Consider the following 21,797-nt stretch of genomic DNA (forward strand, 5'->3'; position numbering starts at 1 on the left):
CCCGAATATTAATCAGGTATGGACTCATTATCACTCACCGTATTCCACCTTTTCAATGCCCAACATCTTTGGTGGAAAACGCTGCGCTATTCCACCCTACTAAAGTTCATTTTTAGACGAAGTTCAGTATGGTGTGCATTGATACTGGCTTTGCTCTCATGAATAAAATAGGGGCGTTTGGCAATAGCCTATTTACAAACAGTCATTACAGAGTCAGTTTCAATGTGATTTTAGTATTTAAAACCGAAAATCCTGAATATGCTTATCTCGAATCCAAATTAAACTAATCGCTGCTGCCACTAAGCATAATGTCATTGCAGCATAATATGTCCAGTGTGCCCCTAAATATTCCCATGAGTAGCCACTTAAATAACTACCTAACGCACCACCCGCACCAAAACTGATACTGCTGTATAAGGCTTGGCCTCGGCTTTTTAAATTGCCTGTAAAATACTGATGAATCAATTGGATTGCGACCGCGTGATATAAGCCAAAACTAATAGCATGAAACAGTTGTGCAAAAACCAGAATCGGAAATGACGTAACAAAATTAGCAATTAACCACCAGCGCAGAGCGGTAATCAGACAAGTAAAAGTCAACAAATAGGCTAAAGAAAACCGTTTAAGTAACCAATAAGAAATCGCAAACAAACCCACTTCGGCAATCACACCCAATGCCCACATCCAACCGATCACATCACGACTATAAGCATAATCTTCTAAATAAATAGAATAAAAAATATAATAAGGGCTATGACTCATTTGTAGCAGCAAAAAAACCATAAATAGCGCAATCACTTCAGGACGAAATGCGATTTGAGAAAGAGAAACTTGTTCTTGTGGGGATGTATGAACAATTTTTTCAGGAATGATTAAGCTGCTCAGCCAAATACCGATAAATAACAAAAGAAGTAAATAGGGCAACCAAAGAATACTGAAATGTTCGAAAAACAAACCTAAACCAATGACAGTAAACACAAATCCAACGGAACCCCATAAGCGAATATGGCTATAACGTTTGGCATTATCACCTAAATAGGCAAACGTGGTGGTTTCAATCAGTGGTAAAACGGCATTCCAGAAAAAGCTAAATAACGCGATAATAAACACATACCACCAATAACTGTCATCAAGCACAAGGCCTGCAAAACTAATAAATGATAATAAAGCACCCCAGCGCACCCAGACCAAATACTTGCCACTGACATCTGCTACCCATCCCCAAATATTTGGGGCAACTAATTTAGTAACCAGTAAAATAGCGACTAACTCACCAATTTGTTGAGAGTTAAAGCCTATATTTTGTAAATATAAGCCCCAGAAAGGCATTAAGCCGCCTAATGAGGCAAAATAGAAAAAATAGAAATTGGACAGCCGCCAATAGGGTATGCCGTTCATCAATTAATGCTAGCAGGAATCACAGGAGTTTGTGATTGTACCGCAGAATTTTGCGCTTGATGGCGTAATACATGATCCATCAGCACCAATGCCAGCATCGCTTCAACGATTGGAACTGCACGAATCCCAACACAAGGATCATGTCGACCTGTGGTAATCACTTCTGCCGATTGGCCATTAATATCAACGGATTGTCCGGGAATACGAATACTTGAAGTCGGTTTTAGCGCGACGTGAGCAACAATATCTTGCCCAGAAGAAATCCCACCTAGAATGCCGCCTGCATGATTAGATAAAAAGCCTTCTGGAGTCATTTCATCGCGAAAATCAGTCCCTTTGGCTTCAACACAACCAAAACCGTCACCAATTTCAACACCTTTAACCGCATTAATACTCATCATCGCATGAGCAATTTCAGCATCCAAACGATCAAAAATCGGCTCACCCAAACCAACAGGTACATTATTCGCCACTACGGACACTTTCGCGCCAACCGAATTGCCTTCTTTACGCAACGCATCCATGTAATCTTCTAAAGCTTGAACTTTATTATTATCAGGACAGAAAAACGCATTTTGTTCAATTTGTGCCCAATCAAAATTGTCTGTTACGGTATTAATTGTGCCTAATTGCGATAAGTAAGCCCGAATTTCCATGCCATAAGTTTGTTTTAAATACTTTTTGGCAATACCACCTGCCGCGACTCGAATCGCGGTTTCACGCGCTGAGGAACGGCCGCCGCCACGATAATCTCGAAATCCATATTTTTGTTGATAGGTGTAATCAGCATGCCCCGGACGAAAGGTATCTTTAATCTTGCCGTAATCTTTCGAACGTTGATCGGTATTTTCAATCACTAAACCAATCGGACAACCTGTTGTTTTGCCCTCAAAGATACCCGATAGAATTTTGACTTGGTCATCTTCTCGGCGTTGGGTTGTATGGCGTGATGTGCCCGGCTTTCGGCGGTCTAAATCATCCTGCAAATCTGCTTCTGAAAGTACTAAATTTGGTGGACAACCATCTACAATGCCGCCTAATGCTGCGCCGTGACTTTCGCCAAACGTGGTGACGCTGAATAATTTTCCATAAGTATTGCCAGACATAATTTTTTATAGTTTGTTATTTCTAAAGTCAAGCATTATACAGCGAACAATTATCTGTGCGATACATAGTTAATGTTTAACATTAACATGATTGCTATTGCCCCAAAGAGCGTCCGCCATCAACAGGAATCACTTGCCCCGTGATATAGCCCGCATCTCGGATTAAAAATAACACTGTTTTTGCAATATCTTCACGGTTGCCATGACGTTTTAAGGCAATTTGAGAAATGATGCGCTGTTTTGTCACTTCATCCATTGTGTCATTTTCAGGCCATAAAATTGCACCGGGAGCAACTGCATTAACGCGAACATGCGGGCCTAAATCACGGCCTAAGCTCTTAGTTAACATCACTAAACCCGCTTTGGCACAACAATAGACAGCATGTTTTTTCAACGGTCGATCCGCATGAATATCAGCCAAATTAACAATACAACCTTCTGATTTGATTAAGTATGGTGCGGCAGCCTGTGATAAAAATAACGGGGCTTTTAAATTGCTTCCCATTAACTCATCCCAATCACGTTCTTCAATTTTACCGACGGGCGTTGGATAAAAACTAGAGGCATTATTTACCAACACATCGAGTTGCCCAAAAGATTCAATGACTTGATGCACCATGCTATTTAATTTTGCCACTTGACCCAAGTCGGCTTGTAATAAAATCACTGAATCAGGTCGTTGCTTATTCAATTCGGCTTGTATATCATGGGCTTCTTGTTCCGAATGTCGATAATGCAAAGCCAATTTCATACCTTCTGCATGTAGCTGCCGCGCAATTGCTGCCCCGACACGCTTCACGCCTCCTGTAATCAATGCAACTTTATCTTGCAGAGCTTTTGTCATTATCGTTCTCCTTAACGTCTAAAATACGATTCGTAAACTGAAAATAATCATGTCTCAATTACCACAACCGACTGCTCCAGAACAAGCTTATAGCCAACAATTAAAACAAGTCATTATACAAAAAATCCACAATGCAGGTGGTGCAATCCCTTTTGCAGAGTTTATGCAGCTCGCATTATATGAACCACAATTGGGCTATTACACGGGAAATAAACTTAAATTTGGCGCACAAGGTGATTTTATTACTGCACCCGAATTATCACCGCTATTTGCTCAAACCCTTGCGCGTCAATGTCAGCAAGTTTTACAGCACGAAAAACATGACACTATTTTAGAATTTGGCGCAGGCTCAGGTATTTTGGCGGCTGGACTATTGCAAACTTTAGAACAGCTAAATTGTGTGCCTAAACACTATTTAATTTTAGAACTGAGTGCAGATTTAAAACAATTACAACAAGAAACTATCAAAAAACAAGTACCGCATTTACTTGAGCGGGTGCAGTGGTTAAACACCTTGCCTGAGCAGAAAATCAGCGGCTTTGTGATTGCAAATGAAGTATTGGACGCAATGCCGGTTCAAAAATTCCAAGTTGCAGAGCAAGGCATTGAAGCCTTTTATGTTGCTGTGGATGAAAATGAACAATTTATATGGCAAACAAAAGCTTATGACAATGCAGAGATTACAGCATTAGTTGATAAACATCAATTGCCTGCGGGTTATGAATCTGAAATGAATCCACAAGTGAAAGGCTGGATTCAGGCGATTGCAGACAGTTTGGAATCTGGGGTCGCATTACTGATTGATTATGGTTATTTACAAGATGTTTTCTATCATCCACAGCGTAGTATGGGTACATTGATGTGTCATTACAAGCATCATGCACATGCTGACCCATTGATTCATGTTGGTTTACAAGATATTACGGCACATGTTGATTTTACTGCGGTGGGTAATGCGGGTATTGATTATGGCTTACAGGTCGCGGGTTATAGTAATCAAGCCAATTTTTTATTGCGTTGTGGTTTGTTGCAAATCATGGAAAATATTGAAGATAAAGAGGGCACGGAATATTTTAATTTCAGTCAGCAAGTTAAAGTACTTGTGATGCCGCAGGAAATGGGTGAAACATTTAAAGTGATGGCGTTGGCGACCAAGAATTTTGAACAGCCTTTGTTAGGATTTTCTTGATTTAAAAAGTATTTCTGTTATAAATTGTTAGGATTGCCATTCCTCAACGGATTGGCAATCCTATAATATAAAAAACTAAGTAACCTGAGTTTGATGTAATTTTTAGATTTTTAAAATCAATTGGTTATATAGCAGTCATTTTTATTCTAAACTTCCTAAGTGACTGATTTTATAAAACACACAGTTCCTTATACCGAACTCAGGTTAAATAGCTATTGAAACAGCGAATCGACGGAAAAACCTTCTTTTTCTAAAATTTCCCGCAAACGGCGCAATGCTTCAAGCTGAATTTGGCGTACCCGTTCCCGTGTAATCCCAATTTCAATCCCAACTTGCTCCAAGGTTGCTCCCTCATTTCCATCTAACCCAAAACGACGCTCTACAACCATGCGTTGTTTATCGTTTAATTGTGATAACCACAAATCAATATGCTGCACCATATCGGCATCTTGCAACAAGATTGAAGGATCAGGGTTTTGTTCATCAGGAATAGTGTCTAATAGTGATTTCTCTGAATCCACACCGCGTGGCGTATCAACTGAAGTCACTCGTTCGTTTAAACCCAACATCCGTTTTACTTCTTCTATGGGTTTATCCAGATGCTGGGCAACATCCTCAGGCGTGGGCTCTCGATCTAATACTTGAGAAAGTTCACGTGCAGCTCGAATATAAATATTGATTTCTTTAATTACATGAATTGGCAAGCGAATAGTGCGGGTTTGATTCATGATCGCACGATCAATGGTTTGCTTAATCCACCATGTTGCATAAGTTGAAAACCGAAATCCTTTCTCAGGATCAAATTTTTCAACCGCCCGAATTAAACCAATATTGCCTTCTTCAATTAAATCCAACAATGCAAGCCCACGATTCATATAACGCCGTGCAATTTTAACCACTAAACGTAAATTGGCCTCAATCATTTTACTGCGTGCTGCCATATCTCCTTTACGCGCACGTCGCCCATATAACACTTCCTCCTCTGGTGTTAATAAAGGCGTAAAACCAATTTCATTTAAATAAATTCGTGTTGCATCTCGTTCAGCTTCAACCATACCATTGATGTGGTGAGTTGCAGCAGGTGCTGGTTCTTGCTTTGTTGTGGGATTATTTTCAGCCGTTTCAACATTATCCATGCTTTCGGCTAAGTTCTCCTCTTCCATAACTACCCACCTCTAAAAATAAGCTTAATTTATCTATCTATTTGGGCAGATAAATCAAAGGTTCAACCGCTTTATTATGACAACGTATCTCAAAATGGACTACTGGTCGTCGTCGTGTATCTAATCCCATTTGAGCAATTTTCTGACCAGCTTGTACTTTTTGTCCTTTGCGCACCCACAAATGACGATTATGTCCATACACACTGAGTAGGCTACTACTATGTTGAATAATAATAAGATTTTGATAACCTTTAGGCCCTGCTCCACTAAAAGCCACTGTGCCTGCGGCGGATGCTGAGATGTTCTGCCCTAACTTGCCTAATATATTAATCCCCGAACCTTTGCCTGTTTGTGAAACAGTGCGTTCTACATTACCACGAGTTGGCCATGACCAGCGAGGCATCGGTGCGCATTGTTTGTTATTATTGTGGCTAGTTTTAGGGGCTGTGACGGTTTTTTTTCCTCGATATACCGTTTTAAGCTGACCTGAATTATTCGAAGCACGCTGATTTTGAACGGGAATTTTCAACACTTGGTTAACATAAATGGTGTAAGGCGGGCGTAAGCGGTTTAGCTGAGCAATGGTATTTTGAGCAATGCGAAATCGTTTTGCAATCGATGAAAGTGTATCACCTCGTTGCACCCGATAAGCAATATTGGCTTGAGATTGGTAATTAGGTTGCGGTTGTTGGGGAGTTGTCTTTTCAGGTTGAGAGGTAAAAGGAACAATCGAGCAGGCTGAAATCAACAAAGTAATAAGAACAATACGTATTAAAGGAATCACGGCTATTTACCTAAATCATGTCATCAATATTGGGAGAGCGGCGTTTATACAAGCTACTCTAAAATAAGTTGAGGTTTAGGTAAACAGAAATTTAAGCGATTGACGATAGATTGGTTATTTTAATTTACTTTAAAGCTCAATAATCCAACAGATAGTCTTATCAACCCAACCATTTTGTAATGGCTGTAGGTATTTGCTTTTGCGCTCTACCACTGACATAAATCCCAATGTGTCCGCCTTTAAATACTAGTTCGGTATAATCTTCTGTCCCAATGAATCGGCCTAAGGCTTTCGATGCAGATGGTGGTACAATATGGTCATCTGAGGCGTAAATATTAAACACAGGCATGGTGATATTTTTCAAATCAACAGGATGTTCTCCAATACATACTTTGCCTTTAATCAAGCCATTATTTTGGAAAAACTGCTTAACAAATTCTCTAAAGGTTTCACCAGCTTGGTCTGGGCTATCAAAAATCCACTTTTCCATTCGTAAAAAATTAGCCGCAGCAGTCGAATCAGATAAATTGTCTAACATATCTAAATATTTTTGACCCGTCAGCCGAAATGGCTTCATTGATAAAAAGGTCCAGTTTAATAATTCACCCGGAATATTGCCCAAAGTATCAACTAACATATCAACGTCTAACTTATTTACCCAATGGCTCAGCAAATTATCTGGCGTATGAAAGTCCACAGGCGTTACCATTGTTATCAATTTATTGACCCGAGTAGGATGAATCGAGCTATAACTTAAACTCAATGCACCACCTTGACAAACCCCAAGTATATTGATTTTTTCAATACCATGTCTTTTACAAACCGCTTTGACACAACGATGAATATAACCATTAATATAATCAGCTAAAGTCAAATAGCGATCCGCACCATCAGGGTAGCCCCAATCAATCAAGTAAATATCTTGGCCTTGAGCTAATAAATTTTTAATCAAAGAACGGTCAGGCTGTAAATCAAGCATATAAGGTCGATTAACCAGTGCATATACTATTAAAATAGGGATAGGATTAGGATTATCAACAACAGGTTTATAGCGGTATAAGGTCAATTTATCTTCATGATAAACCGCTTCTTTAGGCGTTGTGCCTACGTCGAATTCTTCAATTTGGGTTAATGTTGTCAGCCCTTCACCAAGTTTCTTTTGGAATTCCAACATGTCTTGTATGGCTTGTTCTGGACTGATAAACAAAGGGAACACAGCTTACTCTCCTGTTTTGGATTGTGGTGCGTCAGATACTTTGCGTGTAGTGCGACGACGGGTGGTGGTCTTTTTCGGTGTATTCACTTGTTTTTTTAGGGCTTCCATTTCTGCCCGTAATTGACCTAATTCACCTTTTAAATTATCAATACGTTCTTCATACTGCTTCGCTTTTAAAATTCGAGTTTCTCGGCGTAATTGCTGCAAACGTAAATGTAAGCTATCTAACTCTTTACGTGTTGGCATATTCATTGAGCCTAGCACTTCATCAATCATACAGCGCTCATGTTTTTTCCATGCCATCAAGGTGTTAACTAAATGGGCATTGATTTCAGCATATTCATCTGTATTAACAATTTCAGCATAAGCTATTTCGCCACAATCAATCCATAAATTATACAGTTGCCGCAAATTTTCAACTTTTTTACTGCTTTCCTGTAACTTTACTGCTTTTTCTTGCATTAAATCAACAGTACGCGTACCCACTCGGCTTAAAATATTATGATACTCTTGATGGGCTTTTTGGTAAGTCATCCACAAGCGGGTTGATTCTTGTAATTGAGCTTGCCATTCTCGTGTATGGTTGCTATTAATCCCCGGTGTTGATAGCCAGCGTTGCATATTTTCCTGCATATCTTGAGCAAGATTATTTGGTTTTAGGTTTTGAAAAAAATCTTCAGGCAATGAAGATAGACTGCTGACAGTCCGTTGCCAACGATCTATAGGTAATTCCCAAAAGCTTAAACCTTGATGTTGCTCATTGGTAAAATCAGCTAGGCTTTGCTTTAATTCATCAAAGTATTGCTGCCATAATTCGGGATCATCATCTTGTGGTGCTTGATGGAATACTTTTAAGAACGTGGTGGCAAAATGGAAGAATTGCTGCCCTTGCGTAATGAATTTCTCCAAAACGTCTTTGGCTTCTGGTTGCACTAGAGGTGATAGGGTTTTCCAATAAATATCCAGCGTATTGACCCAAGGCGAGGAATTTGGCTCATGGCTTTTCGCTGCTTTAGCTGTATCCTGCATGGCCTGATGCGTCATATTTAAGTAGGTATCCCAATACTGCTGTTGCAATTTTAACCAATCGGTGTTGGTTTCGTCAGTCATAAAGCTTTACCCTATTTTCTTACGCAGCATCCTATCATGTGTATTATTGCAGTGCAATACATGTCAAATTTTAACCCTTTATCTCATAATAGCAATAGAATTTTAAGCAATCGATCTCCATTCAATACAAGCTCTTGGAGTTGAAATTATTGTCGGTTTATTTTACTTCACCACTGATTATTTTCACACTATCATTTGGTGACCTGTTTACCGCAAAGCAAAAAATACCATGGCAACTATTTCAATAAAAATAGCTTAGATGCCTAAATTGCTTCGTGTTATGATTTTAGATATAAAAATACTCGAAAAGACGTTAATTAGAAAGCGTTTGAGATGGGAAATCACGACTTATGTTAAGAAAATTATATTCATACAAATACTACCTAATCTCTTGTATTGTATTGGAAATGTTGATAATTTATATGTTGCATTATAATTATCAACTCCAAAAACATAAACTTGAAGAAATGCATATTAACAAGCTTACAACTACTTACCAAGTTGTGGTTAATTCCTATGGATTGGTGGCTCAAACTATTTTCAATGAGTTGATTAATCGGCCAGACGTGATCGATATTTTTACCCAAGCCCATGATGCAGACACTCAAATTCAAAAGCAAATTCGAGAACAACTTTACGATAAACTCAAAGATAGCTATCGACGTTTAAAGCAACGTGGCCTAAGACAATTAGATTTTCATCTTCCTAATGGCGAAAGCTTTTTGCGTTTCCATCGCCCCGGTCGATATGGTGATAATTTATTTCCTATTCGTTATTCTCTACAATTGGCTAATTTACAAAAAATTCCTGTCCAAGGTTTTGAAGAAGGCTCTATTTTTCACGCATTCCGCTATATTTATCCTTTATTTGACGATAGTAAACATATTGGAAGTGTTGAAACCAGTGCCTCTTTCCAAGCCATTAGTGCAGAAATGGAAAGTATTCAACCACTGCTATATCACTTTATTTTAGATAAAGATGTGGTGCTGCATAAAGTACATGAATCAGAGCAAAGCAACTATATCCAAAGCCGTTTAAGTTTTAATTATTTACTAGATAGAGAGTATGCAAGAGGTTTTAGAGATAAGCTAGAAAATAGCCATTTTATTGATGAAGCGGCTTTTCTGGAAATTAATAAATTACTACGCCCTGAAGTTGAAGGCTTATTACATAATGGAAATGAATTTGTTAAAACAATACAACTCAATAAAAAGAATTATGTCATTACCTTTTTGCCTATTAAAAATGTGGCAGGTGATTTTACTGCCTATTTAATATCTTACACCACAGATAATGAATTCCATGATCTGATCATACGTTTTTATTGGCAAACAATTATTATTTCATTTATTATTTTTGTGTTGGTGATGTTTATTTATGAATTACACCGCAGTAGAAAAATTATCCAAGAACATCATGAAAAATTACAAAAAGCCAATACAGATTTAGAACAACGAGTCCGTGAACGCACCGTTTTACTCGATGGTATCATGGATGTTCAATCTAAATTCATCGTCAATATGGATTCGCTGGTTGCTTTTGATCACCTACTAGATCAATTGCTGGCGTTGACGTTCAGTGAATACGGCTTTATTGCAGAAACATTATACAAAAAAGATGGTTCACCTTATTTAAGACTGATTGCGGTAACTAATATTGCTTGGAATGAAGAAAGCCAAAATTTATATGCAAAACTAGAAACAGAAGAAGGGCTGGAATTTCATCATTTAGATAATTTATTTGGTCAAGTCGCATTGACAGGCAATATTGTTATATCCAATGAACCTATGGTTGATCCGCGTAGTACAGGTATTCCAGAAGGTCATCCTCCTGTTAACACCTTTCTTGGGTTGCCCGTTTATCGAGGTTCACAACTGATTGGTGTTATCGGATTGGCTAATAATCCAATAGGTTATTCTGATGAACTGATTGATTACTTACAACCGATTCTTGCGACTTGTGCCAGTATCATCGAAGCTTACAAAAACTATCAGCAACGTATCCACAGCGATTCTGCCTTACAAAGTAGTGAAGCACATATTCGAGCCATTGTTGAAACTGCGCCCGACGGCATTATGACAATTGATGAGAAAGGATTGATTGAAATGATGAATCCGCGCCTCAGTGAAATTTTCGGCTATTCTGAAACAGAAATATTAGGACAGAATATCAAATTATTGATGCCTGAGCCGTATAAAAGTCGTCATGATGAATATTTGCAAACTTATTGCGATACGGGTGAAAAACACATTATTGGCACAATCCGCGAAGCTGAAGGTTTACGCAAAGATGGTACGTTGTTTCCATTAGAACTGGCTGTGAATGAGCTAGTTATTAATAATCAACGCAAATTTGTCGGTGTGATTCGCGATATTACCCAACGCAAACGCACAGAAGCCATTTTACATGATGCAGAACAGAAATTAATCCAGTCACTAGAGCTACGTTTGCAAGATTTAGCTGAGAACATTCCCGGTATCATTTTCCAATGGTATCAACGTAAAAATGGTGACTCTGGCTTATATTACGTTAGCCCGCGTTGCCAAGAATTATATGGCATTAACCAAGCCGCATTTCAACAGAATTGGCGGATTTTCCCAGTCCATCCAGAAGACAGCTTAAAGTTTGAAGCCAGCTTGCAAGAAGCAGTTCATCAGATTATAGAATGGGAATATGAAGGGCGTTTGTTACTAGAAGGCAACGTGGTTAAATGGTTCAAAGGCATTGCACGTCCCACAGAAACCAGTCACGAAATTGTATTTAATGGCATTTTGCTTGATATTACGGCTCAAAAACAAGTTGAAGAAAAATTACAACATAATGAGGAACGCTTTGAGCTGGCCATGTTAGGGGCTAATGATGGTTTATGGGATTGGGATTTAAATGAAGACACGGTTTATTTAAGCCAACGTTGGAAGCAAATGTTGGGTTATGAAGACGATGAAATTACTGATTCACCACAAGAATTTTATGATCGAGTCCATCCTAATGATGTAGAAATGGTTCAGCATCAAGTTGAGCAATATTTATCTAAACAAATTGAGCATTATGAAGTTACTTTACGCCTATTGCATAAAGATGGGCATTATATGTGGATTTTAACCCGTGGCCTTGCGGTTTGGGATGAGGATAAACCTTACCGCTTTGTTGGTACACACATCGATTTAACCGAACAAAAACATGCTGAACAAACCATTGTTCAAAGTGAAGCTAAATTACAGCAAGCAGTTTACGAGTTAGATCAGTTTAAAACTACGCTCGATATGACACTGGATTGCGTATTGATGTTTGAAAGTGACACGCTCAGTTTCATTTATGCCAATCAAGGCGCGATTCGCCAATTAGGTTATGAGGAAGAAGAATTTTGGCAAATGACCCCGATAGATTTAGAACCTGCAACCGAATTGGATGAATTCCAACAACTGATTGAACCATTATTACACGGCGATTTAGCCGCATTAACCGTACAACGTTTTTATCAACATAAGGAAGGGCATTGGATTCCATTTGAAGTGTCATTGCAGCATATTCAAATTGATGAAGGTCGACGGCGGTTTGTTGCGATTGCAAGGGATATTCGGGAGCGTCTACAAGCCGAAGAGGAATTACGCAAATTATCCACCGCGATTGAACAAAGTGCCAGCACCATTGTGATTACTGATTTAGAGGGTAACATTGAATTTGTTAACCCCGCTTTTGAAAAATCAACAGGCTATTCTTATCATGAGGCGGTGGGTAATAACCCTCGGGTTCTAAAATCAGGGGTGCAAACTGAAGCGATTTACCAAGATATGTGGGATGTGATTAAGAATCAAGGCAAAGTGTGGCATGGTGAATTAGCCAACAAACGTAAGAATGATGAAATTTATTGGGAATCAGTGACGATTACGCCTATCCGTAGCATAGCTGGTGAGATGACTCATTTCTTGGCGATTAAAGAAGACATTACCCAGCGCAAACAAACTGAGGCGGCATTACAGAAGAAAAATGAGGATTTAGCTCAAGCATTGCAACAATTGCAAACCACGCAACAAGAGCTTATTTTATCTGAAAAAATGGCGGCATTAGGTCAATTAGTCGCAGGTGTCGCGCATGAAGTGAATACGCCGCTCGGTGCAATTCAGTCTTCGGTGCAAAATATTATTGAGTTTTTAGATCAAAATCTGATTACTTTGCCAGCCTTTTTCCATGATTTATCCCAGTCACAGCAGCAAGACTTATTCTTTGAAATGTTGAAAATCGCCTCGCGTGACATCCCAATTTTAACCACTCGGGAAAAACGTAAAATTCGTCGTTATCTTAGTCAACAATTAGAAGAGCACAATATTGATGACGCGGTTTCAGTCGCTGATTATTTACTGGATATTGGCATTCACGAAGAGGTTGCGCCATTCCTTCCAATATTACAAACTGCTGATTCACAATCGATATTGATTAAGCTGTCTCAATTAACTCAACTCAAAACCAGTGCTAAAACCATTGCCACCGCATCGGATAGAGCCTCTAAAGTTGTATTTGCATTAAAGACTTATGCGCGTTACGACCATAGTGGTGAGAAAATTGAATCCAATATTGTAGAAGGTATTGAGACCGTATTAACTTTGTATCAAAACCAGTTGAAGCGTGACACTGAAATCAATCGTCATTATGCAGATGATTTGCCAAAAATCTGGTGCTATCCTGATGAATTAAACCAAATTTGGACTAACTTGATTCACAATGCCTTACAAGCCATGGAATATAAAGGCATATTAAATATTTATGTGGAACAGGAATATCAAAATCAGCTCAAAGTATCCATTTCCGACACAGGACACGGTATTCCTGAAGAGATTATAGACAAAATTTTTGCGCCATTTTTCACCACCAAACCACCGGGCGAAGGCAGTGGACTGGGCTTGGATATTGTGAAGAAAATCATTCAAAAACATGATGGCCAAGTTGATGTTGAATCCACACTTGGACAAGGTACAACATTTCATATTCATTTGCCGATTTTGAATCAACACGAGGATGTGCAAACCGATGAAACTCAGCCAACTACTTGAGCTTGATTTAGCTTCTGACCCAAATATCACGAGTTTGGTTTTAGACAGTCGACAAGTTGAGGCGGGAGCGGTGTTTTTTGCTTTGGCAGGGACTCAGGTGCATGGTGAGCGTTTTATTCCAATCGCAATTGAAAAAGGCGCGGTGGCAATTTTACGTGAAGCGGCCGAATATAAAACCTATATTGCCAATGATATTTGTCATGTCGATGTGCCCAATTTAAGCCAAAAATTAGGATTGATTGCTGGCCGTTTTTATCGCTATCCCAGCCAATCGATGCAGGTCACAGGGATTACAGGGACGAATGGCAAAACCTCTGTTTCACATTATATTGCACAATTATTGTCACAGCCTTGTGGTTTATTAGGGACTTTGGGTTATGGAGTATATGGGCAATTGCAAGCAGGCCAACACACCACACCTGATGCGATTCGATTGCAGGCTTTATTTGCGGGATTTCAACAGCAAGCGATTCAACAAGTTGTGATGGAAGTGTCTTCCCATGCGCTGGTACAAGGACGGGTGAATGGAATTGAGTTTGATACCGCCGTTTTTACCAATTTAAGCCGCGATCATTTAGATTATCATCAAACCATGCAAGCATATCAAGCTGCTAAATTAAAGTTGTTTCAATGGGATGGTTTAAAAACAGCCATAATCAATCAAGATGATAGCTTAAGCAATACCATTCAACAGCATTTAGCCAAAGATGTGCAGTGTTTGACTTATAGTCTTGAAAATACTCAAGCTGATATTTATGCGAAAATTTTACAGCAGCATCAACAAGGTTATGGTTTACAAATTAAAACACCTTGGGGTGATGGCGATATTGAGTTAAATTTATTTGGGCGGTTTAATATTAGCAATGTGCTTGCGGCCTTGGCTGTGGTGTTAAATCAAGGTCTGGCTTTGGATCAGGTTTTAGCTAAAATAGAAAAATTACAAGCGGTTGCAGGCAGAATGCAATGTGTTATTCAAGCGCAACAACCCACTATCATTATTGATTATGCACATACGCCTGATGCGTTGGAAAAAGTATTACAAGCCAGTCGTCAGCATTGTGCTGGGCAATTGCACTGCGTGTTTGGTTGTGGTGGTGATAGGGATAAAGGCAAACGGCCACAAATGGGACAGATTGCGCAACAATTTGCAGATAAAGTGATTGCGACAGACGATAATCCACGTCATGAAATATCGCAAGCCATTATTGATGATATTTTAAATGGTTGTCAGTTACCCGATGATGATTTACAAGTGATTCCTAACCGTGCTGAAGCGATTCAAACTGCGATTAAACAAGCTCAAACTCAAGATATTGTGCTTATTGCAGGCAAAGGACATGAGGATTATCAGCAAGTGGGCGATGATTTTTTATATTTTAGTGATGCGGATGAAGTGAGGAAATCTTTTGCAAAAAGTACCGCGTAAAGCGAGATGAAAGGAGTATTTCAGGACTGCCAACGCTTTAAGAACGGACAGCCCTGATTTTATAAAATATAAATATTATAATTCAGGTAATGTTGTTACATCTTGTAATGAAATTTGCTGAACATTAGCATTTGCATTCACTAACGTACCTGTTTGAAAACGCAAGCTTGCAATCGTATTGGCTAAACTAAATAAAGCTGAAACATAATCGGCTTGTGCATCAATTAATTTGGTTTCAGTATCCATAATTTGGAATACCACATTGGTTTTTAAATCGTCCGTAATCGAACCTTTAAAACCTAAGAACGATTTTTTATACAAATCAGCAGATTGTTTGGCATCTTCAACTTGTTGTAATGAACGTTCCAAAGAACTCACTGAGGTATTCAACTGAATATTGATTTTACGTTTCAATTCATTCAAAGAAATCAAACTACGCTGATGCCCTGTTTTAGCTGCTAACAAACTACCTTTTGCGCGATTATTGCCTAATGGATATTTAAAAGATAAATAAGCAGTGGCATCAAACCCTTCAGTTCTCTCATGTAAGGAACTAAAATAAGCATCTGCATCACTACCAAATTCAAGCCCATGTGATGCTGCAGTTAAATTTAAATCCACGGAAGGCAATAAATCTTTACGGGCTTTCCCCAGTTTAGCTGCATTGGCTTCATGTTTTAACTCAGCTGCTTTTAAATCTAAACGATTTTGTAGGGCTAAACCAGATAAATAATCTTGCATAAACTGTTTATCAAAACGCTTTGCAACATCAACCCAATTGTCCGTGAATTTTTCTTCAGCAAAACCAATTTTCCTTGCTTGTGCCGCTGGAATACCCAAGCTGGTTGCTAAGGCATTACGGTTACTATTTAATAAATCTTCAGCAGCAGATAAGTTACGTTTTTTATCAGATAAGTAAGCATGTAAACGCTGTAAATCAGGCTCATATTTACTTGGTTCACTTTGCTTAGCAACCACATCTTCTACCCGGTTGATAATTTTAGTTACACGCTCTTTTGAATCTGTTTGTACTTTTAAGTTCACCTGAGCTGCTTTGTAATTCCAATAAGCTTGCACCGTGCTCAATAGTGTACTAGTCACAAAATATTCGAATGTATGCTCAGCTGCTTCCCTATTTAGCTGGGCTGCTTTCTCATTTGCATTTGCAGATACCGCACCTGCTCCTTTTAAGAATGGGACTTTTAGAGTAAATTTGACCGTAGTACTATTAATTGTTCTCGCATTATCAAAGTTTATTGCAGGGTTTAGATCAGTCAAATAAGGGTCTGTTTTCACCATATTGACTGAAAAATTAGAGACCATACCATTTCTGAATAATCTAGAAATACCCGCAGTGGCTTTAAATAAATTGTGGTCTAAACGTGCCCCTGTTGGTACTTCCTTTTGATGTGGTTTTTCAAAACGAGGGATACGTTCTTGACCACCACCAATTGTGGCATAAGTGGTCCAATCAAATGACCCAGCTTGGATTTGTTCACCTGCTTTAGCAGTGTCTACCGTAAGCGTTTGTAATAGTATCTTGGGCGAGTTTTCAATGGTGATTTGCGCCGCGTCCATTAAGCTGAGAGAGTCCCCAGATAGCTGAGTTTTTGATTCTGCTATACCAAGTGTGGGTAATAACAAGAGCGCGCTGACAGCGACTTGCCACTTGCTTGTTTTCCAGTGCATGAGTCTGGTCTCCATTGGGGTTATTTATGAGTGTTTAGCGAGTTAAATTATGATATTCATGGTTTATTAGATTTTGTCCCTACCCTATACCAGAACTATTGATTTTTCAATCCAAAATAGCATGATATTGCAGAAATCTATCCTGATTAAATTGCGTGATGAGTTAAATAATCCGCATCTCTGTATTATAAAGCATTAAAGTGGCAAAATTGAAAATAATAACAGTAATGACCAAGCTTGTTGAATAAGTGCTGTTATTTCTTAGCGTATAATCTTATCTGCTTGATTAAAAATAATTGGTATATTAGCTGGATATTGGCAGTCTGTAAGCGTATATAGTCACCTTACGATGTAGGCGGCAGATATTCTACTATTGTTATATTTCTGACACTCAACCTAATAAGTATTTCATGATGCACCGTATTGCAACTATACAAATGGCTTCTGGCTGTAATGTTTCTGCGAACTTACGCGAAGCGGCTCAACTTATCCACACTGCGGCTAAAATGGGCGCGAAACTTGCCGTATTGCCAGAGAATTTTGCTCAAATGGGCAAACATCAAGCTGATATGCTCGATATTAAAGAACCTATGGGACAAGGCGAGATTCAAACATTTTTGTCTCAACAAGCAAAATTACATGATATTTGGATTGTTGGTGGTACAGTTGCAATTAATAGTCAAAATGAGAATAAAGTGTATGCTGCTTGTTTATTATTTGATAATGCAGGGCAGTGTGTAGCACGTTATGATAAAATGCATTTATTTGATGTATTAGTGGGACAACAAGAGCACTATCAAGAGTCGAGTACCATTGAAGCAGGACAAAATATTGTTGTTGTAGATACACCTTTTGGAAAACTAGGATTAGCCGTTTGTTATGATTTACGTTTTCCTGAATTATTTAGAAGTATGTTGGCAGAAAATGTACAGTTAATAGTGATACCTGCGGCATTTACAGCAACAACAGGTAAAGCCCACTGGGAAATATTGCTTCGAGCACGTGCGATTGAAAATTTGTGTTACGTGATTGCAGCTGACCAAGGTGGCTACCATGTCAATGGACGAGAAACCTATGGGGATAGCATGATTGTAGACCCTTGGGGTAGTGTAGTGACTCGTTTAAAACAAGGTGCAGGCGTGGTTTGTGCAGATGTTGATATTCAACATTTAACCTCATTACATCAAAGGTTTCCTGCTCGTCAACATCAGCGGATTATAAGTTGATGATATTGAATATAATTCTGATGAACAAGCACGATACGGTGATGAACTTGATTTTTGAAGTTTTATCTGTATATAACGTAATGTGGCTAGGGTCGTACTTAAAATAAATAATAATAAACAATTAAACATCGCCAGTTCGCATAACAATATTTTTTTACGGTATTCATTAGAAAGATTTTTAAACCGATATTATTTATGTGAAAATATGGTATTCATTATAGGTTATCCTGTAGTCCAAGAAAGTCATTGTGAGATAGCATTGTGTCTTCAATAGTTCAGGCTAAAGCTGAAGCGCAGAAATTAATTAAGCGATATAACAAGCTGCAAGCAGAAGCAAAGAGTGCAAACAGTACCGAAGAGGCTGCGCACAAAGCAACTGAAGCGGAAAAACTTGTTTCGCAAATTAGCGCATTACAAACAGCCATTACCAAATTACAAGCAAGAGATAGAGAGCAAAGCAGTAAGGAGGCACGCAAGCCTGCCACGCATAAAAAAGTTGCCCCTAAGAAAAGACTCACATCTGCAGCAGAGGCGAGTGTTGGCACTACGCCTGTGGCTTCTGAGGAAGAGTTGCGCCATGCTGAAGCAGAAAAGATTGAGCTTGAATCGAGAATCGGTCGCATTGAGGCGGCTCAACGTAAAACCCGTGAGCAAATTGACCAATTAGCTAGAGCTAAACGTGAATTGTCGCGCTTAAAAAACCAAGCAGAAAAGTCTGCCCAAGAGCGTAGAGACAGTGACGAAAAATTACAGCAAGAGCTAGCACGTCGGATTAAGCAAAAAGAAGATGAGCATTTGCGGCTGAAAAAAGAATTGGATTCTGCAAAAGCTCAAGCGCAAAAAGATTCAGAATTGCTCCGTTTACAACGTGACAGTGCTCGGGCAATGATGGAACGCCAGCAGCAATTTGATCGGGATAAAACATTAAGTAATGCTCGTCGTTCAGGTACAGGCGGCATTATCAGTATTTTAATTGGTGCAGGTGCAACCTTAGTATTGGTGGCGGTTGTTGCTGTACTCGCGTTTACTACACCGATTTTTGATAGTTTGTTGGGTGATTTGAAGCAACCCGCTGCGATCCAAAATCCGCTAGTATCACCCAATAACATTCGAACAGCCGAACAATCTCAACCTGAATCAAATAAGCCTAAACAATTGCCTAAGCCTCGTGTGAAGCCATTGGCTGTATTTCGGGACAATTTAAAACGTGGGGGATTTGGCCCAACCATGCTTAAATTACCTGAAGGTAGTTTTTTACTCGGGGTTAAAAGTTCTTTACCCTACCAAGATGAACGGCCTCAAACTGAAGTGAGTTTGCAAAGTTTTTCTATCAGTCGTTATGAAGTGACCTTTGATGAGTACGATGCATTTGCGGCTAACACTAACCGTAAATTACCTAGTGATAAAGGTTGGGGACGTGGTAAACGTCCTGTGATTAATATCAGTTGGCATGATGCTGTGGATTACACCAAATGGCTGGCTGAACAAACAGGTAAAACTTATCGTCTTCCTAGTGAACGTGAATGGGAATATGCTGCTACTGCGGGTGTGAATACCTTTTACTGGTGGGGTAGTGGTTTAGGGAACAATAAAGCCAATTGTGCCGTTTGTGGTAGTCAATGGGATGCAAAGCAGACTGCGCCTGTAGGTAGTTTTCCAAGCAATAATTTTGGTTTACATGATTCGATTGGTAATGTAATGGAATGGACAACAACATGTTTTCGTCCTAGCTACCGAGGGACACCATCGCATGGACAAATATGGGAAGGAGGCGATTGCTCACGACGGATTGTGCGCGGCAGCTCTTACCGTACCTATGAAAATAGTTTGCGTATGACTAAACGCCATAACTATAGCCCAAGAACCCGTATGGATACTTTAGGCTTTAGGGTGGTACGTTTGGGAAATTAAACTATGTTGGCCGATTTGTGTTATTTCGATTTGAGAAACATGAATCGGTTCTATCCTACAATATAACTTCCTGTCCCCACTGCAATTAATAAGTTCTTATCATTATGCAATTCCATTCGTGTCACGGATACTTTTCTACCGCTTCGCAATACTTGAGCGGTAGCAATGAAATACTTCCCGCGCCCTGGGCGTAAATAATCGATTCTCATATCAATTGTGCCTGATTTATCAATGCCTTGCATCCGCTCTGCTTCAGTCAATTGTTTTTTAGTACTGAACGCATTAGCAATTGCAATCATTCCTCCTGCGACATCCAATACTGACGCAATCACGCCGCCATGCAAAATCCCATGTACAAAATTTCCAACCAATTCTTCACGCATATTGATCCGTAATCGGACTTCTTGTAAATGGAGACTTTCAATTTTGATCCCCAATAATTTATTAAACGGCATTTTTTCTTCAAATGCACCTAATAAACGATTCAGCAATTGGTCTAACTCTTGTTCTTTAGTTTGATTTAAGTCGGTCATTATTTACAATAAAGGCTGAGGTTGCGCGTTGAGTGGACGAGTAAAACCCGCAAGTGAGGCTAAAGTGGCGTAATCCAAAATAGTCAATTGATGATGGGCTAATTTAACTAAACCTTCTTCACGCAAACTGCGCAGAGTTCGATTTACATGCACTAAAGTCAGGCCTATCGTATCAGCAATATCTTCTTGGGTCATGGGGAAGGGAATCGTATTTTCTTGATATTCCACTTGGGTACAGAGACGATGATATAAATCTAAAAATAGATAAGCCATGCGTTCTTTAGCATTTTTACGCCCAATATTAACCAAATATTCATGACTAAGACTCATGTCACGCGCTGTAATCCACGCAATTTGCGAAGCTAATTCAGGATGATGCTCAAACATTTGTAGAATGCTTTTGCGTGGAAATACACAGAAGCTGCACTCAGTTAATACTTGTGCAGAATGATTGATTGGGCTATTTAAATCAGCTTGAAAGCTTAGGAAATCACCAGGTAAAGCATAGCGCAAAATTTGGCGGCTACCATTATCTAATGTCTTATACAGCATGACCCAGCCAGAAAATAAAGTATAGGTATTACTATGTTCTTCACCTTGTTTGTATAAAAAAGTCTTGGCAGGTAAAGTGACTTGTTCTGTACGATAATTCTCAATCGCGTCTACGAGTTCACTAGGGAGCTGCTTAAAGATGTTCAACTGGCGCACAGGGCAAACTGAACAAGAGGTCAATGTGGTTGCTTTTCTCATGGATTTAGGATAAACGGCTTTAACTTAAGTTAATAAGTCCATTGTAAATGTATTTGTGGCTTTTTTGAAGGAAAATGAAGACTAATTTCATTGAATGGACTAAATCATGAGGTAAATAGATATGGGAACAGCATTTTCATTTCAAAATAAAACTATTATTTTTGCTTTTTAGGCTTGCCTCAATAATAGGGGAAAATATGCAAATAACTCAAATTATCAAAAATTTAAAATTCCGTGAAGGGAAAGTGGGTATGAGGTGTTGCATCTCAGGACACGCAACCATTAAGAATAACTCCCTATCCTCAGAATCTATAAAAAATACTATTGATTTTTACTTGGTATGTCAGGAACAATACCTTCAGTTCTTAATAATCTCAAACGTAATCTGAAGCTATATTTCACTC

At 39.0% G+C, this 21,797-nt stretch carries 15 protein-coding genes; 5 read left to right on the forward strand and 10 right to left on the reverse strand.

The annotated features are described in order from the left end of the window. Window positions 1-237 precede the first annotated feature (237 nt). The 3 genes from ABXH34_RS01640 to ABXH34_RS01650 all read right to left on the reverse strand — a co-directional run bounded on the left by ABXH34_RS01640 (window position 238) and on the right by ABXH34_RS01650 (window position 3,348). Window positions 238-1,398 (reverse strand): MFS transporter, encoded by a 1,161-nt coding sequence (locus ABXH34_RS01640; protein ID WP_353570109.1) that lies wholly within the window; start codon window positions 1,396-1,398, stop codon window positions 238-240. Then, window positions 1,398-2,504: a chorismate synthase gene (aroC, locus tag ABXH34_RS01645; RefSeq protein ID WP_353570110.1), complete on the reverse strand. Its 1,107-nt coding sequence runs from the start codon at window positions 2,502-2,504 to the stop codon at window positions 1,398-1,400. The genes ABXH34_RS01640 and aroC overlap by 1 nt, the downstream gene beginning before the upstream one ends. 94 nt (window positions 2,505-2,598) lie before the next feature. Continuing rightward, on the reverse strand, window positions 2,599-3,348 hold the full coding sequence (locus tag ABXH34_RS01650) for a pteridine reductase (RefSeq protein WP_353570111.1): 750 nt from the start codon (window positions 3,346-3,348) through the stop codon (window positions 2,599-2,601). 49 nt (window positions 3,349-3,397) lie between these two features. Between ABXH34_RS01650 and ABXH34_RS01655 the strand changes: the two genes are divergently transcribed. Next, window positions 3,398-4,537: a class I SAM-dependent methyltransferase gene (locus tag ABXH34_RS01655; RefSeq protein WP_353570112.1), complete on the forward strand. Its 1,140-nt coding sequence runs from the start codon at window positions 3,398-3,400 to the stop codon at window positions 4,535-4,537. A 212-nt stretch (window positions 4,538-4,749) separates the two neighbouring features. Here ABXH34_RS01655 and rpoS read toward each other — a convergent pair whose 3' ends face one another. The 4 genes from rpoS to phaE form a co-directional block, all read right to left on the reverse strand. Then, window positions 4,750-5,700 carry an RNA polymerase sigma factor RpoS gene (gene rpoS / locus ABXH34_RS01660; protein ID WP_353570113.1) on the reverse strand — a complete coding sequence of 317 codons (951 nt, stop codon included), beginning with the start codon at window positions 5,698-5,700 and terminating at the stop codon, window positions 4,750-4,752. Between the two features lie 37 nt (window positions 5,701-5,737). Then, window positions 5,738-6,484, reverse strand: a complete 747-nt coding sequence (locus tag ABXH34_RS01665) for a peptidoglycan DD-metalloendopeptidase family protein (RefSeq protein WP_353570114.1) — start codon at window positions 6,482-6,484, stop codon at window positions 5,738-5,740. Window positions 6,485-6,644: 160 nt separating this feature from the next. After that, entirely contained in the window at window positions 6,645-7,700 is a 1,056-nt protein-coding gene (locus ABXH34_RS01670) for a class III poly(R)-hydroxyalkanoic acid synthase subunit PhaC (RefSeq protein WP_353570115.1), read from the reverse strand. 3 nt (window positions 7,701-7,703) lie between these two features. Continuing rightward, window positions 7,704-8,810 carry a class III poly(R)-hydroxyalkanoic acid synthase subunit PhaE gene (gene phaE, locus ABXH34_RS01675; protein ID WP_353570116.1) on the reverse strand — a complete coding sequence of 369 codons (1,107 nt, stop codon included), beginning with the start codon at window positions 8,808-8,810 and terminating at the stop codon, window positions 7,704-7,706. 422 nt (window positions 8,811-9,232) lie between these two features. On the opposite strand from phaE, the gene ABXH34_RS01680 reads away from it, so the two are divergent. Further along, entirely contained in the window at window positions 9,233-13,858 is a 4,626-nt protein-coding gene (locus ABXH34_RS01680; protein WP_353570117.1) for a PAS domain S-box protein, read from the forward strand. Beyond that, the gene (locus ABXH34_RS01685) at window positions 13,836-15,284 is read left to right on the forward strand and encodes a UDP-N-acetylmuramoyl-L-alanyl-D-glutamate--2,6-diaminopimelate ligase (RefSeq protein ID WP_353570118.1); all 1,449 of its coding nucleotides are present in this window, start codon (window positions 13,836-13,838) and stop codon (window positions 15,282-15,284) included. The genes ABXH34_RS01680 and ABXH34_RS01685 overlap by 23 nt, the downstream gene beginning before the upstream one ends. Before the next feature lie 75 nt (window positions 15,285-15,359). Here ABXH34_RS01685 and ABXH34_RS01690 read toward each other — a convergent pair whose 3' ends face one another. Further along, complete coding sequence (locus ABXH34_RS01690) at window positions 15,360-16,973, reverse strand: TolC family protein (RefSeq protein ID WP_353570119.1); 1,614 nt, start codon at window positions 16,971-16,973, stop codon at window positions 15,360-15,362. 410 nt (window positions 16,974-17,383) lie between these two features. Between ABXH34_RS01690 and ABXH34_RS01695 the strand changes: the two genes are divergently transcribed. Together ABXH34_RS01695 and ABXH34_RS01700 are read left to right on the forward strand one after the other, a co-directional pair. After that, a complete protein-coding gene (locus ABXH34_RS01695) occupies window positions 17,384-18,199 on the forward strand; it encodes a carbon-nitrogen hydrolase family protein (protein WP_353570120.1) in 816 nt (271 codons plus the stop codon). 261 nt (window positions 18,200-18,460) lie between these two features. Next, window positions 18,461-20,110: an SUMF1/EgtB/PvdO family nonheme iron enzyme gene (locus ABXH34_RS01700; RefSeq protein WP_353570121.1), complete on the forward strand. Its 1,650-nt coding sequence runs from the start codon at window positions 18,461-18,463 to the stop codon at window positions 20,108-20,110. A 50-nt stretch (window positions 20,111-20,160) separates the two neighbouring features. Here the strand turns inward: ABXH34_RS01700 and ABXH34_RS01705 are convergent, their stop codons facing one another. After that, a complete protein-coding gene (locus ABXH34_RS01705) occupies window positions 20,161-20,643 on the reverse strand; it encodes a thioesterase family protein (protein WP_353570122.1) in 483 nt (160 codons plus the stop codon). Window positions 20,644-20,646: 3 nt separating this feature from the next. Further along, entirely contained in the window at window positions 20,647-21,393 is a 747-nt protein-coding gene (locus ABXH34_RS01710) for a Crp/Fnr family transcriptional regulator (RefSeq protein WP_353570123.1), read from the reverse strand. Window positions 21,394-21,797 lie beyond the last annotated feature (404 nt).

Source organism: Candidatus Albibeggiatoa sp. nov. BB20 (genome assembly GCA_016744725.1).
Taxonomy (GTDB): Bacteria; Pseudomonadota; Gammaproteobacteria; order Beggiatoales; family Beggiatoaceae; genus Albibeggiatoa.